At 70.3% G+C, this 20,125-nt stretch carries 18 protein-coding genes and 1 pseudogene; 12 read left to right on the top strand and 7 right to left on the bottom strand.

The annotated features are described in order from the left end of the window. Positions 1 to 32 precede the first annotated feature (32 nt). The 3 genes from ACZ6J5_RS19865 to ACZ6J5_RS19855 all read left to right on the top strand — a co-directional run bounded on the left by ACZ6J5_RS19865 (position 33) and on the right by ACZ6J5_RS19855 (position 3,256). Positions 33 to 1,205 (top strand): low temperature requirement protein A, encoded by a 1,173-nt coding sequence (locus ACZ6J5_RS19865; protein ID WP_469393216.1) that lies wholly within the window; start codon positions 33 to 35, stop codon positions 1,203 to 1,205. 35 nt (positions 1,206 to 1,240) lie between these two features. Further along, positions 1,241 to 2,296: a P1 family peptidase gene (locus ACZ6J5_RS19860; RefSeq protein WP_469393214.1), complete on the top strand. Its 1,056-nt coding sequence runs from the start codon at positions 1,241 to 1,243 to the stop codon at positions 2,294 to 2,296. 171 nt (positions 2,297 to 2,467) lie between these two features. Further along, complete coding sequence (locus tag ACZ6J5_RS19855; RefSeq protein WP_469393212.1) at positions 2,468 to 3,256, top strand: DUF6227 family protein; 789 nt, start codon at positions 2,468 to 2,470, stop codon at positions 3,254 to 3,256. A 78-nt stretch (positions 3,257 to 3,334) separates the two neighbouring features. Here the strand turns inward: ACZ6J5_RS19855 and ACZ6J5_RS19850 are convergent, their stop codons facing one another. Further along, positions 3,335 to 4,423, bottom strand: coding sequence for a glycosyltransferase (locus ACZ6J5_RS19850; protein WP_469393210.1), 1,089 nt, complete (start codon positions 4,421 to 4,423; stop codon positions 3,335 to 3,337). Between the two features lie 292 nt (positions 4,424 to 4,715). Further along, positions 4,716 to 5,153: a hypothetical protein gene (locus tag ACZ6J5_RS19845; protein ID WP_469393208.1), complete on the bottom strand. Its 438-nt coding sequence runs from the start codon at positions 5,151 to 5,153 to the stop codon at positions 4,716 to 4,718. Between the two features lie 849 nt (positions 5,154 to 6,002). Between ACZ6J5_RS19845 and ACZ6J5_RS19840 the strand changes: the two genes are divergently transcribed. Next, positions 6,003 to 6,182, top strand: a complete 180-nt coding sequence (locus tag ACZ6J5_RS19840; protein ID WP_469393206.1) for a hypothetical protein — start codon at positions 6,003 to 6,005, stop codon at positions 6,180 to 6,182. Positions 6,183 to 6,255: 73 nt separating this feature from the next. Here the strand turns inward: ACZ6J5_RS19840 and ACZ6J5_RS19835 are convergent, their stop codons facing one another. The 4 genes and pseudogenes from ACZ6J5_RS19835 to ACZ6J5_RS19820 form a co-directional block, all read right to left on the bottom strand. Next, positions 6,256 to 8,247 carry a PTS fructose transporter subunit IIABC gene (locus tag ACZ6J5_RS19835; protein WP_469393205.1) on the bottom strand — a complete coding sequence of 664 codons (1,992 nt, stop codon included), beginning with the start codon at positions 8,245 to 8,247 and terminating at the stop codon, positions 6,256 to 6,258. A gap of 154 nt (positions 8,248 to 8,401) precedes the next feature. Next, positions 8,402 to 9,355, bottom strand: a complete 954-nt coding sequence (gene pfkB / locus ACZ6J5_RS19830; RefSeq protein ID WP_469393203.1) for a 1-phosphofructokinase — start codon at positions 9,353 to 9,355, stop codon at positions 8,402 to 8,404. After that, positions 9,352 to 10,113 (bottom strand): DeoR/GlpR family DNA-binding transcription regulator, encoded by a 762-nt coding sequence (locus tag ACZ6J5_RS19825; protein ID WP_469393201.1) that lies wholly within the window; start codon positions 10,111 to 10,113, stop codon positions 9,352 to 9,354. Before ACZ6J5_RS19825 ends, pfkB begins: the two co-directional genes overlap by 4 nt. Positions 10,114 to 10,319: 206 nt before the next feature. Further along, positions 10,320 to 11,018, bottom strand: a pseudogene (locus ACZ6J5_RS19820) (MFS transporter); the annotation flags it as partial. Between the two features lie 173 nt (positions 11,019 to 11,191). Here ACZ6J5_RS19820 and ACZ6J5_RS19815 point away from each other — a divergent pair. Then, positions 11,192 to 12,745: a recombinase family protein gene (locus ACZ6J5_RS19815; RefSeq protein WP_469393199.1), complete on the top strand. Its 1,554-nt coding sequence runs from the start codon at positions 11,192 to 11,194 to the stop codon at positions 12,743 to 12,745. Positions 12,746 to 13,460: 715 nt separating this feature from the next. Here ACZ6J5_RS19815 and ACZ6J5_RS19810 read toward each other — a convergent pair. Further along, positions 13,461 to 13,649 (bottom strand): hypothetical protein, encoded by a 189-nt coding sequence (locus ACZ6J5_RS19810; RefSeq protein WP_469393197.1) that lies wholly within the window; start codon positions 13,647 to 13,649, stop codon positions 13,461 to 13,463. Between the two features lie 393 nt (positions 13,650 to 14,042). Here ACZ6J5_RS19810 and ACZ6J5_RS19805 point away from each other — a divergent pair, with 393 nt between their 5' ends. From ACZ6J5_RS19805 to ACZ6J5_RS19775, 7 genes are all read left to right on the top strand, one after another. Beyond that, on the top strand, positions 14,043 to 14,381 hold the full coding sequence (locus ACZ6J5_RS19805) for an HNH endonuclease (RefSeq protein ID WP_469393195.1): 339 nt from the start codon (positions 14,043 to 14,045) through the stop codon (positions 14,379 to 14,381). Positions 14,382 to 14,982: 601 nt separating this feature from the next. Beyond that, on the top strand, positions 14,983 to 15,435 hold the full coding sequence (locus ACZ6J5_RS19800) for an HNH endonuclease signature motif containing protein (RefSeq protein WP_469393193.1): 453 nt from the start codon (positions 14,983 to 14,985) through the stop codon (positions 15,433 to 15,435). 98 nt (positions 15,436 to 15,533) lie between these two features. Then, positions 15,534 to 16,016 (top strand): P27 family phage terminase small subunit, encoded by a 483-nt coding sequence (locus ACZ6J5_RS19795; protein ID WP_469393191.1) that lies wholly within the window; start codon positions 15,534 to 15,536, stop codon positions 16,014 to 16,016. Then, a complete protein-coding gene (locus tag ACZ6J5_RS19790) occupies positions 15,994 to 17,694 on the top strand; it encodes a terminase large subunit (RefSeq protein WP_469393189.1) in 1,701 nt (566 codons plus the stop codon). The genes ACZ6J5_RS19795 and ACZ6J5_RS19790 overlap by 23 nt, the downstream gene beginning before the upstream one ends. Before the next feature lie 14 nt (positions 17,695 to 17,708). Further along, entirely contained in the window at positions 17,709 to 18,080 is a 372-nt protein-coding gene (locus ACZ6J5_RS19785; RefSeq protein ID WP_469393187.1) for a hypothetical protein, read from the top strand. Next, a complete protein-coding gene (locus ACZ6J5_RS19780; protein WP_469393185.1) occupies positions 18,070 to 19,140 on the top strand; it encodes a phage portal protein in 1,071 nt (356 codons plus the stop codon). Before ACZ6J5_RS19785 ends, ACZ6J5_RS19780 begins: the two co-directional genes overlap by 11 nt. Beyond that, positions 19,140 to 20,120: a VG15 protein gene (locus ACZ6J5_RS19775; RefSeq protein ID WP_469393183.1), complete on the top strand. Its 981-nt coding sequence runs from the start codon at positions 19,140 to 19,142 to the stop codon at positions 20,118 to 20,120. The genes ACZ6J5_RS19780 and ACZ6J5_RS19775 overlap by 1 nt, the downstream gene beginning before the upstream one ends. The last annotated feature ends 5 nt before the right edge of the window (positions 20,121 to 20,125 follow it).

Below are 20,125 nucleotides of genomic sequence, written 5' to 3'. Positions count from 1 at the left end.
CGGCCGCCCCCGGGTCTGCTGTCCTGTGGGGCATGACGCAACCGTTCCTGCCGCTCACCTCCCGCTCACGCGAGGAGTCGCACCGCGCCTCGACGCCGCTGGAGCTCTTCTTCGACCTGTGTTTCGTCGTCGCCGTCGCCCAAGCGGGCGCCGAGCTGGTGCACGCCCTCGCCGAGGGTCACGCCGGATCCGGGATCCTCAACTACACGATGGTCTTCTGGGCGGTCTGGTGGGCGTGGATGAACTTCACCTGGTTCGCCTCGGCCTACGACAACGACGACGTCCTCTACCGGGTCGTCACCCTCGTCCAGATCGCCGGCGTCCTCGTCCTCGCCGCCGGGGTCTCGCGCGCGTTCGAGGACCACGACTTCACCGTCGTCTACATCGGCTACGTCGTGATGCGCCTCGCGCTCTCCTCCCAGTGGCTGCGCGCCGCCCACCACGCCACGGATCCGGCCGAGCGGACGATGTGCCTCCGGTACGCCGGCGGGGTCGTCGCCTGCCAGGTCGGCTGGGTCGCGCTGCTGCTGGTGCCCGAGAACGCGCGCATGTGGGTGTTCCTGGTCATGGCGCTGGCCGAGATGGCCGTCCCCGTCTACGCGGAGAAGGACGTCAACACGCAGTGGCACCCCCACCACATCGCCGAGCGGTACGGCCTGTTCACGATCATCGTGCTGGGCGAGTCGATCGCCGCCGCGACGGTCGCCGTGAAGTCGGGCGTCGCGGAGAACGACGCCCTGCGCGAGCTGCTGCCGATCGCCGCGGGCGGGCTCCTCATCGTCTTCGCCGCCTGGTGGATCTACTTCGTGGTGCCCGCGCACGACCGGCTCGCCGACAACCGGAAGGGCTTCCTCTGGGGCTACGGGCACTTCCTGATCTTCACCTCGGCCGCCGCGATCGGCGCCGGTCTCGAGATCGCCGTCGAGCAGGCCGTCGGCGAGGCCCACATCTCCACCCTGGCCGCCTCCTCCGCCGTCACCCTCCCGACCGCCGTCTTCCTGCTGTGCGTGTGGCTGCTGCACGCCCGGTACTTCAAGGTGGGGATCGCCCAGCAGGCGGTGCTGCCCGGCTCCGCCTTCGTCATCCTCATGTGCACGTTCGCCGGGCACTGGGCGGTGTTCGCGGCCGGCCTGGCCGCCGCCGCCACGGTCGCGCTGGGGGTGACCCTGACCGCGACCAACCCGGCCACCCGGGCCGCGCGCTGAACGGCGCCCGAACGGCCGCGTGGTACGCAGGGGACATGACACTGCATCGGCACGACGCACTCACCGACGTGGGCGGCCTGCGGGTCGGCCACGCACGGGTCCCCGGGGACCGGGCGCTGTCCGGGACCACCGTCGTCCTCGCCCCGGAGGGCGGGGCGGTGGCCGCCGTGGACGTACGCGGCGGGGGCCCCGGCACCCGCGAGACGGACGCGCTGGACCCGCGCAACCTGGTCCAGCGGATCGACGCCGTCGTCCTCACCGGCGGCAGCGCCTACGGGCTCGACGCGGCGGGCGGGGTGATGGCCTGGCTGGCCGAGCGGGGGCGCGGGGTGCGGGTGGGGCCGGACCCGTCGCACGTGGTGCCGGTAGTCCCCGCCGCCTGCCTCTTCGACCTGGGCCGGGGCGGCGACTTCGCGGCCCGGCCCGACGCCTCGACCGGGCGGGCGGCGGTGGCGGACGCCGCCGCGACCGGGCCGTACGCGCCGGTGGCGACGGGCTCGGTGGGCGCGGGCACGGGCGCGGTGGCGGGCGGGCTCAAGGGCGGGGTGGGCACCGCGAGCGCGCTCCTGGAGTCCGGGATCACGGTGGCGGCGCTCGTGGTGGTCAACGCGGTCGGCTCGGTGGTCGACCCGGACACGGGCGTGCCGTACGGGGCCTACTTCGCGGGCGGGCGCCCCGCCTTCCCCGACCCGGCCGTGCACGAGGCGGCGCGGCGCCGGCTCGCCGAGGCGCGGGAGAAGCTCGCCCCGCCGCCGATGAACACCACCCTCGCGGTCGTCGCCACGGACGCGGCGCTGACCCGCGCCCAGGCGCAGAAGCTCGCGGGGACGGCGCACGACGGCATCGCGCGCGCCGTCCGTCCGGTGCATCTCCTCAACGACGGCGACACCGTCTTCGCCCTCGCGACCGGGGAGCGGGAACTGTCCCCGGAGGCCGGCCCGCTCGCCCTCAACGAGATCCTCGCGGCGGGCGCCGACACGGTCACCCGCGCCATCGTCCAGGCGGTTCTCGCCCCGGCGACGGGGGTGACGGGGCCGGGCGGGGACCATCCCGCGTACCGCGAACTGTACGGCGGGACGTACGACGACTAGCCCCCCGAAGCGACTGCCGGTATACCAAAGGGAGTTGAAGAACTCGTCTGGGGGGCGCGGGAACTCAATGCGCGCCCCCGTTCGTTTTCCCGAACGCCGGACACGATGTCAGACCCAGGGACTACGTTTAGCAAGCACCAAGTGACATGCGGCGACGGCCTGGAGACCCCCTTGAACGATCCGCACGATCCGCAGGATCCTTCGCACGATCCGTACGAGACGACCGACACCCAGGTTGAGCGGCTCCTCGGCAGGGCGCTCAACTCCTTCGACCTGCCCGACTCCACGGTCGAGCGCCTGGCGTCGGCGCTCGCGCACTCCAGCACACTGCACTCCTCGCACCACAGCGCGTCGCTGCACCGCACCACCTACCGGCACGCCTATCTGCTCGCCGACGGCACGGCCCTCACCCTGTGGGAGCTGGTGCACAACTCCGGCCGCGACGGCGCCGAGCAGCACGAGCTGTACGAGGACGAGTCCGAGGCCCGGCTCGCCGCCTCCCGGCTGCCCGCGGGCCCCTCGCTCGGCTGGAGCGTGGAGCGCGCCGACGGCGGCCGTCCCGACGAGGACGACGACCTGGAGGTGCTGAGCGCGCTCCTCGCGCGCCCCATACCCGCCCAGCCCCGGGTGTACGTGCCGGACAACTCCGCGGACCACGCCCGCCGGGTGCTCCGGCGCGCGGAGAACGCCGACCGTCCCGGCGAGGCCGTGGCCCGGCGGCTCCGGCTCGCCTTCGGGCACCACATCACCCAGGCGTTCGGGCGCCAGTGCGCGATGGAGGGCGGCCGGGACGCCGGCTTCACCCTCTACGAGCACCAGTTCCTGCTCCTCGACGGCAGCGAGGTCAGCCTCTGGGAGGTCGAGCACACGGCGACCCCCGACGGGCGCCATATGTGCGAGGTGTACGAGGACGAGCGCGCCGCCCGCGACGCGATGGAGTCCCGCTCCCGCGTCCGCTGACCGCCCTCGGCCCCGCACCCCCTGGTCCGCCGCCCGCTCGCCCGGCGCGGCGGACCGGGAGGGCGACCGCCACGCCGGTCAGGCGGGTACGGGGGCGGGTGCGGCGCTGCCGGGGCGGAGGCGGGCGGCGGAGAACGCGCGGTTGGCCAGGGTCTGCTCGCGGTAGGCGGCGGGCAGCTCGGGCAGGGCGAGGAGCCGATCGCAGGCGGCGAGCGAGGCGGCGGGGTCGCCGGTCCAGTAGGCGGTGATCGAGTACTCGAAGAGCAGGCCCCAGCGGTAGACCCAGGGCTGGAGGAACAGCACGTCGTCGGCGGGCGGCTCGCGGTCGAGGACGGCGGTCAGGACGGCGTGGGCGGCGTGATGGCGGTTCAGCCCGCGGAGCCGGGAGGCCAGCTCGTAGCAGGCTTCGAGGCGCTGGGGCCGGGACTCCCAGGCCCGTACGAGGGCGTCCTGGGCGGCCGGCCAGCCGCCGCCGGCCTCGGGGTGCTCGGCCGCCAGGACCCCCGCCTGGAGCAGGGCGAAGTAGACCTCCTCGCCCCAGCCGCCCATGGCGGCGCGGCGCTCGTAGAGGGCGATCGCCTCGGCGGGGCGGCCCATGTCGCGCAGGGTCTGGGCGAGGTAGAAGACGGTACGGGGGTTGGCGGGGTCGCGGGCGAGTTCGGCGCCGAGGAGGCGGGCGTCCCGCTCGAACTTGTCGTGCCGGGAGCCGCCGTCGGCGTGGTCCTCGACGACGAGGGCGTCCAGGGGGCGCTGGGTGTGCGGGCGGTCGGCGGTCAGGTACTCGTGGGTGACGCCCTCGTACCGCCAGGGCAGATCGCCTCTGACCAGGCGTTTGATGCGGTATTCGAGGTGCCCTCCGTGCCGGATCAGATACGCGTCGGCGGTCAGGGCGGGGAGCGGGGCGTCCTGGCGCAGGACGTGGTCGGCGTCGAGGAGGAGCAGGTAGTCGGCGCGGCCGAGGGCCCGCGCGATGTTGGCGCTGCGGTTGTGGCCGAAGTCGCGCCACGGCTCCTCGTGGAGCTCGCCGGGGATGCCGGCCAGGGAGCGGCGGACCAGGTCCTGGGTGCCGTCGGTGGAGCCGGTGTCGGAGACGACCCAGGTGTCGACGAGGTGCCGGACGGAGGCGAGGCAGCGTTCGATGACGGCGGACTCGTTCTTCACGATCATGCACAAGCAGAGGGACGGCCGCACGGCAACACCACTTCCGGTGGATCGGTCGGGGGGCGACGGTACGCAGGGGCGTGGCGGGGCCGGTCGCGGCACGCCGAGGGGGCCGCCGGGGTTCGCCATCGCGTATGCATCCAAACGGCTGGCACGGCTACGCCATGGCGCTGAGAGGCGGCCGGAGCCGTCAAGGCTTCGCAGTCGCGATCCGATGATCCGATGGAACGCTCATCGGATCATGAGGAACAGAGGAGCATGGATGCGTCCTGATCCACGGACCCGGTCCGGGCCGTCGTCACTCGGCCCGCTCCCCCGCCGACGGGCCTGGCGGGGCGGCGGAGCGCTCGCCTCGGTGGCGCTCGTCCTCACGGGCCTCGCGACGCCCGCCGTGGCGGGGCCGTCGGGGCCGGCCCTGCCGGCGGGCGCGGCGTCGCGTGCCGCCGCCCCCGCCACCGGCGACGACTGCGGCGGGGGCCCGCCGCCGGGCCACCACGAGGACGGGAGCGGGGGCCACGAGGACGGCGGGCCACCGCCGTGGGCCCAGGAGGACGGGCCGCCCCCGGGCGAGGACGGGGGGCCGCCCCGGGGCGAGGACGGGGCGCCGCCGTCGCCGGAGGACGTCCAGCAGTACCTCGACCAGAACCTCCCGGGCCAGTCCCCGACCGGCCCGCCCCGCACCCTCCGCACACCGGACGGCGGCGACCACGGCGACCACGGCGACCACGACTGCCACCAGGGCCCACCGGGGCCGACGGGACCGGCGGGGCCGACGGGGCACACGGGGGCGACCGGGGCCACGGGGCCTACCGGGGCCACGGGGCATACGGGCGCTACAGGGGCGACCGGGCCTACCGGGCCCATGGGAGCGACGGGTGCCACTGGGGCCACGGGACCGACAGGGGCCACGGGTGCCACTGGTGACACCGGCCCGACTGGCCCGACCGGCCCGACCGGAGCCACCGGGAACACGGGGCCTACCGGACCCACCGGGCCCACGGGAGCGACGGGGGCCACCGGAGCGACCGGGGACACCGGGCCCACCGGGCCTACGGGAGCCACCGGCGCTACCGGCGCTACCGGAACGACCGGCGACACGGGGCCGACCGGACCCACGGGTCCCACCGGAGCCACGGGAGCAACCGGCGCCACTGGGCCTACGGGACCCACTGGTGCCACAGGCTCTACGGGAGCCACCGGACCGACCGGTCCCACCGGGCCAACCGGAGCCACCGGAGCGACTGGTGCCACAGGCCCCACGGGGCCCACCGGTCCTACTGGTCCCACAGGCCCCACGGGTCCCACCGGACCTACCGGTCCTACCGGTCCTACCGGCCCCACAGGAGCAACCGGCCCCACCGGCCCCTGTACCGACATCGACACCTACAGCCCCTCCAACACCGAGGACTTCCAGGCCGCGCTCTACAACGGCAAGGCGTTCGTCGGTAAGGCCAGCGCGCCCGGTGGGGCGATCGCGTGGCAGGACCTGACCAATGCGACGACCGTCGGGACGGACCCCGCCAATCCCGGCTACCCCGCCGACGCCTGCGGCATCTCCATCGAGGCGCAGGGCAACGACGCCTACGTGAAGGTGATCACCAAGGGCGGCCAGGTCTGGCAGACCAAGGGCGGCATCATGGGCAACACCTTCGTGTGGAACCAGCCCTGGGTGCAGCAGACCACCCCCACCCCGGTCGCGGTGCGCGCGCTCCGGTTCACGTACAAGGGTGATCTGAAGAACAGCGGCGGCATCGTCAACCGCTGACGGGACGACGGACACCACAACACGGCAGGAGGGGCCCCGCAGGGCCCCTCCTTCTCGTCAGGCCGCCCGGCCCTCAGGCCGCGACCGCCACCTTCTCCTCGGCGTCCGCCGCCTCCGCCGTCTCCCCCGGCACCGGCTTCCGCGCGCTCTTGAGGAGGATGACCACTCCCGCGCTGACCACCGTGCCGGCGGCGATCGCCAGCACGTACAGCAGCGGGTTGCCGATCAGCGGGGTCACGAACAGGCCGCCGTGCGGCGCCCGCAGGGTGCACTCGAAGGCCATCGACAGGGCCCCGGTCACCGCGCCGCCCGCCATCGCCGCGGGGATGACCCGCAGCGGGTCGGCCGCCGCGAACGGGATCGCGCCCTCCGAGACGAACGAGGCGCCCAGCACCCACGCCGCCTTGCCGTTCTCCCGCTCGGTCTTGGTGAAGAGCCGGCCGCGCACCGTCGTGGCCAGCGCCATCGCCAGCGGCGGCACCATGCCGGCGGCCATCACGGCCGCCATCACCTTGAGCGAGCCCTCGTTGGGCGTGGCCAGGCCGCCGACCGCGAAGGCGTACGCGACCTTGTTGACCGGACCGCCGAGGTCGAAGCACATCATCAGGCCCAGGATCACGCCGAGGATCACCGCATTGGCGCCCGAGAGGCTCGCCAGCCAGTCGGTCAGCGCGCTCTGGAGGCTCGCGATCGGCTTGCCGATGACCAGGAACATCAGGAAGCCGACGACGATCGAGGACAGCAGCGGGATCACGACCACCGGCATGATCCCCCGCAGCGCCGCGGGGATCCGCACCCGCTGGATGGCGAGGACCGTGCCGCCCGCCACCAGACCGGCGACGAGACCGCCGAGGAAGCCCGCGTTGATGGTGAGCGAGATCGCGCCGCCGACGAAGCCGGGGACGAGACCGGGGCGGTCCGCCATCCCGTACGCGATGTAGCCCGCGAGCACCGGGACGAGGAAGCCGAAGGCCAGGCCGCCGATCTGGAACATCAGGGCGGCCCAGCTGTCCACCTGGCCCCAGTCGAAGTGCTCCGCGACGGACGGGGCCTTGTTGATCTCCCAGCCGCCGAGCGCGAAGCCGAGGGCGATGAGGAGGCCGCCCGCGGCGACGAACGGCACCATGTAACTCACGCCGGACATCAGCCACTTGCGGAGCTTCGTGCCGTACCCCTCGTCCGGCTCGCCCGCCGCCTCCACCGGGGTGGCCGCGGCCGGGGCCGAGACCTCGCCGCGCGCGGCCTTCTCGCGGACCTCGGCGATGAGCTCGGCGGGCCGGTTGATGCCCGCCTTCACGCCGACGTCCACCGTGGGCTTTCCGGCGAACCGTTCCTTCTCGCGTACGGGGACGTCGTGCGCGAAGATCACGCCGTCGGCCTCGGCCAGCACCGCCGAGTCGAGCCGGGTGAACCCGGCCGAGCCCTGCGTCTCGACCACCAGCTCCACCCCCGCCGCCTGGCCCGCCTTCTCCAGGGCCTCGGCCGCCATGTAGGTGTGCGCGATGCCCGTGGGGCAGGAGGTGACCGCGACGATGCGGAACGGTGCCCCGCCGGCCGGGGCGGAAGCCGGGGCCGGGGCCTCCGGCTCGGGCCCGGTCTCGGCCGCCGGGGCCTCCGGCGCGGGCTCCTCGCCCGCGATCAGCGCCGCCGCTGCCGCCGGGTCCGCCACCGACCGCAGCGCCCCCGTGAACTCGGCGTCCATCAGGTGCCGGGCCAGCGAGGACAGGATCGTCAGGTGCGCGTCGTCGGCGCCGGCCGGGGCGGCGATCAGGAAGACCAGGTCCGCCGGGCCGTCCGGGGCGCCGAAGTCGATGCCCTCGGCGGAGCGGCCGAAGGCCAGGGTCGGCTCGGTGACGTGGGCGCTGCGGCAGTGCGGGATGCCGATGCCGCCGTCGAGGCCCGTCGGCATCTGCGCCTCGCGGGCGGCGACGTCCGCCAGGAAGCCTTCGAGATCGGTCACCCGGCCCCGCGCGACCATCCGCTCGGCGAGCGAACGGGCCGCCGCCTCCTTGGTTTCGGCGGACAGGTCGAGGTCGACCAGGTCCGCGGTGATCATGCTGCTCATCGCGGGCTCCCTTGCTCGCTGGAGACGGTGCTGGAGGGGACGGGGAGGGAAGAGGCTGTGGGGGCTGTGGGGGCTGTGGGGGCCGTGGGGGCCGTGGGGGCCGTGGGGGCCGTGGGGGCCGTGGGGGCCGTGGGGGCCGGGCGGAGCGGTGGCTTCATCGGCCCGCCGCCGGTTCGCTCAGCGGCTGGTCCAGGGGGACGTCCGCGGTGACCGTCACCGCGGCCGGGTCCAGGTCCGCCGGGGTGGGCATCTCGCTGCCGGGGAGCTGGACGGCCGCCGCCCCGTGGGCCACGGCCGCGGCCAGCGCCTCGGGTCCGGTGCCGCCCGCCGCCAGGAAGCCGGCGAGGGACGCGTCGCCCGCGCCGACGTTGGAGCGGACCGCCGCGACGGACGCCCGGCCGTAGTGGACACCGTCCGCCTCGACCAGCAGCTGGCCGTCCGCGCCGAGGCTGGCGAGGACGGCGCCCGCGCCCCGGTCGCGCAGTTCCTCCGCGGCCTTGACCGCGTCGCCGACGGTGGCGAGCGGGCGGCCGACGGCCTCCGCGAGCTCCTCGGCGTTCGGCTTGACGACGTCGGGGCGGGCCGCGAGCGCGGCGAGCAGCGAGGGGCCGGAGGTGTCGAGGGCGATCCGGGCCCCGGCGCCGTGGGCGCGGGTGACCAGTTCGGCGTACCACTCGGGGGCGAGGCCGCGCGGGAGGCTGCCGCAGCAGGCGATCCAGTCGGCGGCCGGGGCGTGCGCGAAGACGGTGGCGAGGACGGTCTCGGACTCCTCGGGCGTGAGCTCCGGGCCCGGGGCGTTGACCTTCGTCAGGGTGCCGTCGGGCTCGGCGATCGCGATGTTGGAGCGGGTCTGCCCGGCCAGTGGCACGGGCGCGACCTCGATGCCCTGCCCGGCGAGCAATTGGGCGACGAGGGCGCCGGGCGCGCCGCCGAGCGGGACGACGGCGACGGTGCGGTGTCCGGCGGCGGCGACCGCGCGGGAGACGTTGACGCCCTTGCCGCCGGGGTCGACGCGCTCGGCCGAGGCGCGCAGCACCTCGCCTCGGTCCAGGGCCGGGACCTCGTAGGTCCGGTCGAGGGAGGGGTTGGGGGTGACGGTCAGGATCATGCGCGGACGACCTCCGTTCCGGCCGCCTCGATGGCGGCGGCGTCCTCGTCGCCGAGGCCGCTGTCGGTGATGAGCAGATCGACGTCGGCGAGGCCGCCGAAGCGAGCGAAGTGCTCCTGGCCGTGCTTGGCGGAGTCGGCGAGCAGCACGACCCGGCGGGCGGCGGCGATGACGGCCCGCTTGACGGCGGCCTCGGCGAGGTCGGGGGTGGTCAGGCCGCGGGCGGGCGAGAAGCCGTTGGCGCCGAGGAAGGCGACGTCGGCGCGGATCTCCCCGTACGCCCGCAGCGCCCAGGCGTCGACGGCGGCGCGGGTGCGGTGCCGGACCCGGCCGCCGACGAGGTGCAGGTCGATGCCGGGGTGGTCGGCGAGCCGGGCGGCGACGGGCAGGGCGTGGGTGACCACGGTCAGGTCCCGGTCCAGGGGGAACTCGGCGGCGAGGCGGGCCAGGGTGCTGCCGGCGTCGAGGACGACGCTGCCCTCCTCGGGGAGTTCGGCGAGGGCGGCGCGGACGATCCGGTCCTTCTCGTCGGCGGCGGTGGACTCGCGCTCGGCGAGGTCGGGCTCGAAGTCGAGCCGCCCGGCCGGTATGGCGCCGCCGTGGACGCGGCGGACGAGTCCGGCGCGGTCGAGGGCCTTGAGGTCGCGCCGTACGGTCTCGGCGGTGACCTGGAACTCCTCGGCGAGGGAGAGCACGTCGACCCGCCCGCGCTCGCGGGCCAGGCTGAGGATCGCCTGCTGGCGTTCCGGTGCGTACATGTGGGTTTACGTCCGTTCCATGCCCGAACCTGTGGTTTCAGCGTCAGACTACGCAGAGATTTCCGCGAAGTAAACGGAAACGGGCATCCATACGGGCAAGAACGGGCATCGCACGGACATTCGGGCCGAAGGGCCGCCCCCGGACATGCCGAAGGCCCCGGCCGGGAGTACCGGACCGGGGCCTTCCGCCCTGTGCGCGCCGAGCGTCAGGAGGTGAGCGCGGGCTCCTTCTCCGGGGCGGCGGTCGGCTCCCCGCCGTCTCCGCCGTCCGCGCCGTCCGTCCCGCCCTCCAGGTGCTGCTTCGGCTTGGCCGGGAGCGCGAACATGATCAGGAAGATGCCGCCGAGCACCGCCGCCGCCCAGCCCAGCGCGTTCTGGAAGGCGTCGGTGAAGGCCGCGCCCGTCTCCGCCGGGAAGCGGGCCAGCCGCTCGTCGTCGATCGTGCCGAAGAAGACCACCGACACCAGGCCGAGGCCCAGCGCGTTGCCCATCTGCCCGGTCGTGTTGATCAGGCCCGAGGCCGAGCCGGCGTGCTCGCGCGGCACCTCGGAGAGCACCGCGTCCGTCAGCGGGGCCACGATGAGGCCCATGCCGAGGCCCATCACGACCAGCGGCGGGATCATCTGCCAGGTGTGGATCCCGGTGCCGTACCGCCCCGCCTCGAAGAGGTAGAGCAGGATGCCCGCGGCCATGGTCAGGGCGCCCGTCTGGAGCACCTTGCGGCCGAAGCGCGGCACCAGCTTCTGCACCGACAGGCCCGCCGCCGTGGAGACGGCGATCGAGAACGGCACACCGGTCAGACCCGCGTGCAGCGGGGTCCAGCCGAGGCCGATCTGCATGTAGAGCGTCCAGACCAGGAAGAAGATGCCCATCACGACACCGAACGTGAGCTGGACCGCGATGCCAGTAGGCGAAACACCCTGACACCTACCGGTAGCGGGCCGAACCCGCAGGTCACAAGGGGTACAGCATGGCAACCGCCACCCTGACACGCTCCGTCGGAACACCTTCGGTCCCTACCAAGGGCATGGAAACACCCAATCAAGGCGGAGTCTGCACATGCCACGGCCGCCCGCTGGTGGACCTGCTGCTCCGCAAATCGAAAGTTGTCCGCGAGGGCGAACGTGCCCTCTCCATCCGTGCACAGGAAGAGCGGGGCCGTACGTGGGCCGGCGAGCACGGGTACTGCGTGCGTACGGTCTGGAAAGAAAACCTGTCGGCGTGGTCCGACGTGCGACGCCCCAAGTACGACGCGGCCATGTCGGCCGTCCTCGCCGGCGAAGTACCCGCCCTGTGGTGCTACGCGCTCGACCGGTTCAGCAGGAAGGGGGCCGAAGCCGTGGTGCCGATCCTCGGTAAGGCCCGGGTGATCTTTGACTACGAGCGCCTTGACTCGATGGACGAACGCGACCGGCGATGGATCATCGACCGTGCTGAGAACGCCCGCGAGTACTCACAGCGGCTCTCATACAACGTCACCGCCACCAAAGAACGTCAGCGCAACGAAGGACGGTGGCTCGGCCGCGCACCGTTCGGCCTCACGGCGCACCCTGATACACGACGCTTGAGCCCTGACCGCACGCCGTATACATGTCTCGTCAGCACCCGCGAGGAGGTCACGCCGTGGGACGTGGTCGAGTGCGTTTTCAGCGCAGTAGCCGCCGGGGTCGCTGCACGTGCGCTTGCTCGCCGTTTCAACCGCATCGGGCTCCCCACGGTCACGGGGGCCCAATGGCGTGCCGCGCAGATTCGCAAGATCTTGCACCACCCCGTGTACGAGGGTTGGTTGACGGTCGCAGTCGGAGCGGCCGAGACCGCTACGCGCTACGTGGACGCGAACGGGTCCCCTGTCCGCTGCGTTGAGCCGAGCACGCTGCCCGCGATGATTCCCCCTGCCCTGGCAGGCAAGGCCCGCCGGGTCCTCACGGGTGCCGAGTGGACAAAGCCCGAGCCGAAAGCGGGGCTCCCCGTGTACGCGCTTTCCGGACGGCTCGTGTGCGCCGGCTGTAGCGGTGCTATGACAAAGGGCGGGCGAAGCTACCGATGTAGCCGCATCGTGGACGGCGGGGTTTGTGCGGCACCTGCGTGCGTGATGTCCAAATCGTTGGAGTCCTACGTAGTCGATCTCTGGTCGGACCGACTGCACGCGGCGGACGATGATGACCCGCTGTTGATCGCGGTTGCCGAACGGTGGCAACGGCTACAGCGCCCGAGCGAGACGGCAGAGGTTACGGAAGCACGGGCCGAGATGCAGGCAGCTACGGCGCAGCTCGAAAAATTCCACGCGGACGACCGCGCGGGGTTCTACGCGGGCCGGTCGGCTAAGTACCGCATCCCTGCAAAGATCGCTGTAGAAAACCGACTCGACGCCGCCGAAGAGAGGTTCAAGGCACTGACGGGCGAGGATCGCGTAGACATCACGTTCCTCATCGAGGGACACGCAGCGAAGACGTGGCACGCGGCAAGCCCGCAGCTTCGGCGGGACCTGCTGGGACTGGCGATAGACCGCGTGATCGTCTCCCAGTCCCCCGGCAAGGGGAAGCCGTTCAAGGGGGAGGAGCGCGTCACCATCGTATGGGCGACCCCCGAGGGGGCCGAGCCCGACGTAGACGAGTTTGACCAAGCCCCGTAAGCCCCGTAAGCCCCGGCCGGCCCCTGCGGCTACCGGGGCTTTCCGTTGCCCGCAGCGGGGCCTCTGTGACCCCGCTAGGCTCGCTATGCCCCGTGCCGACATGGAGTGTGCGGGGTAGGGGCGAGCATCTAGGACCAGTCCGAAAATGCAGTACACCCGCCCCGCCTCGCCCCGGTAGTCCCCTCGGACCGCCGGGGCTTTCTGCTGCCCGCCCTCGGGCGTGCGGTACCCTCACCGGCTGCCCCTCGGGCCGAGCGGCCCAACAGCGAGGCGAAAGGGCGTTGAGGGTGTCGAACTTCGACACTTTTTGAGGTAGCTAGAAAAAACCTAAGAGAAAGAGAACCGGGGTCTCCATCGTCACCCCGACACCTTCCGGTGCCCACACCACCTTCGGTCCCTATAGGTGGGGCACCAGGGAGCGAACGCAGCACGGGGCGACCACCTACCGCACGCAGCGGGCAGGGCTCACACCACCTTCGGTCCCTATAGGTGGGGCAAGAGAGAGCGGGATTACCGCGCACCCATCCCGAGGGGGAAAGCCGGCGGGCAGAGTGCCCGCTCTCTCACCAGCTCTGCCCGTGCACCACGCACCCCGCCGTTACGGGGGTGGCCGCAGGGGTCGTGTGGCAGAGCGCGGGGACCGCACCGCCCATGAGTAACCGGCTCGGCAACGAGTCGCCGAAAGGGGTCGTAAGCGCGTGCGGTCCCCGGGGCCCTACTTGGGGTCTACGAAAACAACCTCTGCGTTATAGAACGTCGGGTCGTCGCTCTTCTCGCTCTGCGCTTCGAACTCGAACCCGTCAAGAGCGTCCGCAAGCGCCTCGGAGACTTCCTTCGGCGTGCACGCACGGCCGTCCTGGCGTACGGCCTTGATTTCCACCATGTAGGACATGGACTTAGACATGACTCCGCCTTAGATCGAGGGGGGGTGGGAATGCCTCCACTCTATTCGGGTCGGCGAGCACGTCCAAGCGCTCTGATTTTCGCTGCGGAATGGGCATGGCCCCTGTCTGTACCGGTGCACTTCACGATTCGGCGGTGTACCCAGCGGCGCCCTGCCCTATCGACTGTTCCCGTGCCGGGAACTCGGGGTCCTGCCGATCCGCACCCCTTTATAACGGATCGGTAACGCATTTTCGAAAGCGGAATCTTCCCTTCCGTATACCCACCTGACCCAATCGGTAGAGGTGCGCGGTACCGGCCCCGCTCGGGGATATCGGCCGCAGAGATCCCGGTTCAAGTCCGGGGGTGGGCACGCATTGAACGACGACCAGGCCGACAACAACGAGGGGGCGCCATGCGCTGTATCGACTGCACGGAGCCGGCGACCCATCGGGGCCGCTGCGAGACACACCACGGGGCGTATGAGGGGCGTCCGGCTGTCCGTTCCCGGCGGGCACGGGGACGGCGACGGGCGAGCCGCCGGGATGCTGCTGCACGGCTCCGCCGGCGGGTGCAGGAACGGGGCTCGGCCTGGTGTGACTGGTGCCTGAACGACTTTCCCGCAGACGGGGTGGACGTGGACCACGTGCGGCCCCTCTCGATGGGAGGGAGCGACACGGACGGCAACGTGCAGGTGCTGTGCCGCCAGTGCCACGCGCTGAAGACGCGCACGGAGTTCGGGGCTGCGCGGTAACACGAAAGCCCCCGGCGGACCGAGGGCTTTCGTGTGCGGGGCGGGGCGGGGCTGGAGTCTTAGCCGACTTCCGCAGCGAGTACGCCGCAGGTCCCGCAGTAGTCGAGCTGGTCCCCGTGCTCATTAACGAGGATGTGCCCCATTTCGACGCACTCACGCTCGTTTGCCTCTACACATACGGCACACATTTAGAACCCCCCTGGGTTGGCTTTATCGGCTCTGAGCATAGCGGGTTATGGCGCCCCGGTCTGGAGTTCTCTATGCCCCGTCGTCCTCGGCCCCCGTGTTCGGTACCCGGGTGTCCCGAACTAACGGCCCGTGGTGGCCGCTGTGCCGAGCATCGCCGGGAAGCCGAGCGGTTGCGCGGGTCCTCTGCTGAACGGGGTTACAGCACGCGTTGGCAACGTGTCCGGCGTGCGTTCCTGTACCGGCATCCGTGGTGTTTGCTGTGCGGTCGCACGGCGACGGTCGCTGACCACTTCCCCCTGTCTCGGCGTGAGCTGGTGGCGCAAGGGGTTGCCGAGCCGGACGCGTTCAACCGTCTGCGTCCGCTGTGCACGCAATGTCACAACAAAGAGACCGCTAAATACCAACCCGGAGGATGGGCGGCCGAGCGCCGTTCAATTCCCCGGCTTCAATAGGGATACCCCGGGGGGTGCGCGTGAACAAGACCCCCCGGGTCAAAAAGACCCCCAGGCAGCGGGCGCTAGGGATTCTAGAACGCGCCACTCCACAAAAAGACTGCCTCATATGTGCACACGTAGATACGTCTGGTTACGGTCGTATCTGCTACCGCCGGGACGGGAAGCAAATAACCGAGAGCGCGCATAGATTTGTCTACCGTGAACTCGTAGGGCCGATTCCCCGCGGTGAAGCCATACATCATATCTGCGGTGTATCTGCGTGCGTAAACCCCAAGCACTTGCAGCGTGTCACACACCGCGATAACAGCGCTGAAATGCTGGCGCGTCGAGCCTACATAGCTCGTATAGCCGAGCTTGAGCAAGCGCTGACCGAGTTGGACCCATCAAATCCAGCTCTTTTGGCCAAGTGACACCCACGGGGGTACTCCCCTCTCCTCCCGCTCCAGATCGGCAGGGAGGCAAAAAACTTGCATGGCTCATTGGGCCGTTTCGGTGGAGGTGACTTAGCGTGGCAATTCCGGGACAGAAACCCAAGCCCCATATTCAAGCGGTCCGCGAGGGGACTTACCGCCCCGACCGTAATTCCGAGGGCGCTCGGTTCGCCCCGCTGTCACCGGTCGAGCCGGATTGGTCCGAGCTGTTGCCCGGGGATGCGTCGGACGACGTGCGGGAGAAAGCGGCGGACGTGTGGGCGAGGACGATTCCCGCCCTGGTGCACTCCGCTGGTCTCACCGACCCGCAGCGAGAAACAGCAATCGAGTATTGCGTCACGGTCGCCCGACTCTGGCAGGCCGAGCGCGAGTTGAGCCGTACCGGCCTGGTGGTCGAGACGGAGCGCGGGAACGTCAAGAATCCTTGGGTGACGATCGCCGGCCAGTACCGGAATCACTTCCGGTCGCTGGTCGGTGAGCTGGGGCTCAGCCCTGCGGCAGCCACCCGGATTACCCCGCCGGAGAGCGGGGGCGCAGATGACGACGGGATCTTTGACTGACGGGCTGCCGGTCCCCTATGAGGCACTGCTAGAACTCGGGCTCACCGAGGACGAGATATCCGCAGCGCTCGACTCGCGGCCCCTGGTGGTCGCTGCGCAGGCCGCGCAGGCTCCGGGCGCATACTTCGACGTTGCGTCCGCGCGGCGCGCTCTCGACGCCGTACAGAGCTTCCGGCACACAAAGGGCCGTTGGGGTTCTACTCGGCTCAAGCTCGACCCGTGGCAAGTCGTCTGGGTGATCGCGCCGATTTTTGGATGGCTCGCCTACGACCCCGAGTTGGGGCGCGCGGTGCGGGTTATCCGCTCGGCGTGGATCGAGGTTCCCCGGAAGAACGGGAAATCCACTCTGTCCAGCGGTATCGGTCTGGTGCTGTTGCTTGCCGACCGCGAGATAGGCGCAGAGGTGTACGCGGCGGCCGGCTCACTTCCGCAGGCGGAACGCGTTTTCGATGACGCTAAGCGCATGGCGCTGACAAGTCGCGCTGTGCGAGGACGTGTTGAAGTGCTGCGCGGGCTTATCCGCGTTCCCCGTACCGGCGGAGTCTTCCGGGCCCTCTCCAAAATTGCTGAGACCGCCCACGGCTTGAACGTGTCCGGCGCGATTGTCGATGAGGTCCACGTGCACAAGCGGCGCGACCTTATCGACGCTATCGAGACCGGTACAGGTGCCCGGGATCAGCCTCTCGTTATTTTCATTACGACTGCCGACGAGGGTATTGAAGGCAGCATTTATGACGAGAAGCATACCTACACCCGCCGCTGTGCGGACGCCGTGGTTTCTGACCCCGGGCACTACGGGGTTATCTGGGCTGCCGAGGAGGGCGACGACCCTTACGCCGAGGCAACGTGGCGAAAGGCTAATCCCGGACTCGGCGCTTCCCCCTCGCTGGCTTACATGCGGCGCGAGGCGAACAAGGCTAAGAGCACCCCGAGCTATTTCCCGACGTTCTGCCGACTGTCCCTGAATCGCCGTATGCGCTCGTCCTCGCGTTGGCTGCCTCTGACACTGTGGGACGCGAACGCGGGGGCGGTAGAGCAGGATCGTTTCCGCTATCGGCGGGCCTGGGGCGGGGTGGACCTCTCGGCGGTCTCGGACCTTTCTGCGTGGGTGCTTGCTGTCGAGTCCCGCAAACCCGGGGTCGAGCTGGAATTGATCTCCCGTTTTTGGCTGCCCGAGGAACGCATAGACGAGCTGGAACAACAGCTACAAGTCCCCTTGCGCCAATGGGCGGACGACGGGCTGTTGACCCTTACCGAGGGCGACGCCATCGACTACGGCGCGATTGAGAAACAGATCATTGCGGACTGTCGCCGGCTGGACGTGCAGCGGATTTCGTACGACCGAATGTTTGCCGGTCAGCTCGTCCAGCGCGTTGAATCGAAAACCCGTGGCGTGGACCTGGTGCCGATTGCGCAGACGTATCTAGGCATGAGCCCCGGCAGCAAGGAACTTGAAAGGCTGCTGCGCGAGGGCCGTCTACACCACGGAGGTAACCCGATCCTCCGTTGGAACGCGTCGGTAGTCGAGGTGTACCGGGACGGAAACGACAACTTGCGCCCCGTGAAACCTGACCGGGGAAAATCAAGTGCCCGTATTGACGGTATCGCCGCTGCGGTCATGGCCCTTGACGGGTATGTCCGCCGTCCGCTTAAGCGTGCCCGTGCTGCGAGCGCTTAGACCGAGGGGGAAGCATGACCGAAACTCCGCTACAGATGACGGAACGCCTATACGGCAAGATACAGCGCCGCAGGCACCAGACTAAGAAGTGGTCCGACGCGTACGAGGGTGACCGCCCTCTACTGTTCGCCTCGCCCGAGTTCAGCACGCAGACAGGCGGGCTTTTTGACGAGTTCTCCGATAACTGGTGTGCGGTGGTGCCCGATGCGACGGTTGAACGGCTCATGCCGATTGGGTTCCGTCTGGAAGACGGGTCGATTGACAAGGATGCCGGTAAGGCGTGGAAGCGCTCGGAAGCCGATGTGGAGATCGGTCTAGCGCTGCTGGAAGCGCTGATTACGGGGCGCTCGTACGCCCTGGTTTGGAACAACGCCGATGCCGGTTGAAATCACCTTTCAGCACGCCGCGAGCGCGATAGTCGAGTACGTCCCTGGTCGTCGCCGGCTCCGTAAGGCGGGGCTCATGACATGGCGAGACTGGGATACCGAGTTCGCAACGCTGTTCACGCCGAGCATGGTCTACCGGTGGCAGCGTCCGACCCGCGAGGGCGGGCAGTGGACAGGCCGCACTTCGGGGCTTCCCAGGGGTGAGCCGAGCCACGTACCGAATCCCCTCGGCGTGGTGCCGCTGGTTGAGCTGCCGAACCGCTCGCGGTTGCACGGAAAGCCCCGCAGCGAGATTGCGACTGTCCTACCGCTACAGGACGCCGTGAACACGCTGTGGGCCCACCTGATGACCGCCTCGGACGGATTGGCGCTGCCCGCTCGGGCGGTGCTCGGGATGGATCGGCCCGTCCGCGAAATCGTGGACCCCGAGTCGGGTGAAGTGGTCGGCGAGGAGGATCTACCGCTAGACCGGTTCCGGTCGGACCGTCTGCTGTGGCTGGAGAAACAGGGCGCACAGATAGCCGAGTTCTCCGCCGCTGATCTTGAGAACTACCTCAGGGTTATTGAGGTGGCCGTGCAGCACATCGCAGCCCAAACCCGCACGCCCCCTTCGTACTTGGCGGGGCAGCTCGTCAACGTGAGCCCCGATGGATTCGCAGCATCGGAAGCGGGTCTGATTGCCAAGGTGACCGAGATGCAACGCCACTTCGGTTCGGCACTCCGCGAAATCATGCGCCTTGAAGCCCTCGCGCAGGGCGAGGCTCGGCGTGCGGAATCCCTCGCGCTCGGCTCCGTGGTGTGGCGGGACCCGCAGTTCAGGTCTGACGCCCAATACTCCGATGCGCTGGTCAAGCTCAAGAGCATTGGTGTGCCGGATGAAGCGCTGTGGGAGCGAATCCCCGGGGTCACTCCGGACGAAATCGCACGGTGGAAGACCATGCGTACGGATGCGGCGGGCGCGATCCTCGGCGGGGACATGTCCTCGCTGTTCGGGGTGAAGCCCGACCAGGGCGACGACGACCAGGCCGACGTACCCGAGGACGCCGAGGGGGCCGCCTAGTGTCCCGCACGGCGGAGTTGGCGGCCGACCGGTACACCCAAGTCCAGAGCACTTCCCGGGCCGTTGTGGAGGCCGTGCAGGGGCTTTGGAAGGACGTTCCGGCGGACCGCATTCTGTCCGCCATGCAGGGCGAGACCGGGCGGGCGATCCTCGCTGCGGTCATTTCTGGGCAGCTCTCTGCCGCGCAGGGAGCCCAAGCGTTTGTCGGCGCCGCTATGGCAGCCCAAGGTGCCGTTGCGGCCCCGCTCGGCGTGCTCGACCCGGCGGCCCTGGTCGGTGTTGCTGCGGACGGTCGCCCGCTCGCCTCCCTGCTGCAACTGCCCGCGATCACCACGGCTCGGGCACTGGCAGCCGGCGAGAGCGCCGAACTCGCGGCAGCCCGAGGACTTACCCAAATGGCCATGATGGCGAGCACACAGATAGCCGACGCGTCCCGTACGGCGACGTCCATCGGCATGGCCGCGCACCCGCGCTGCATCTCGTACGTCCGCGTTGTGCGGCTGCCCGCGTGCGCACGGTGCATCATCCTGGCGGGTCGTCAGTATTCCTACTCGACCGGATTCAAGAGGCATCCCCGCTGTGACTGCGGAATGGAGCCGATGACCGATGCCGAGTGGAAAGCGAGCAAGTCCCCCGAGGACTTGTTCCGTGAGATGAGTCCCGCCGAGCAGCGGAAGCGACTCGGTGCAGCGGGAGTCAAGGCACTAGAGGCCGGGGCCGACCTCGGGCAGCTCGTCAACGCGCGCCGAGGAATGGCAACCGCCGTGACCGGTCGGGGGCCGATGCGGGTGACCACCGAGGGCACCACCAAACGCGGTCTCGGGGCAAAGGCCATGAGTGCCACGTTCGAGAAGGTTCCGGGCCGGACGTACGCAAGGGCCCGTGAGGCTCGGCTCATGCCAGAGACCATTTTCAAACTCGCGGGAGACAACCGCGAGCACCAAATAGCCATGTTGACGAAACACGGATACATCGTGTGAACCAG

The sequence above is a fragment of the Streptomyces sp. NPDC042100 genome, assembly GCF_055582325.1.
Note: the sequence above shows the minus strand (reverse complement) of the source record. Positions and strands in the feature narration are given on the sequence as shown.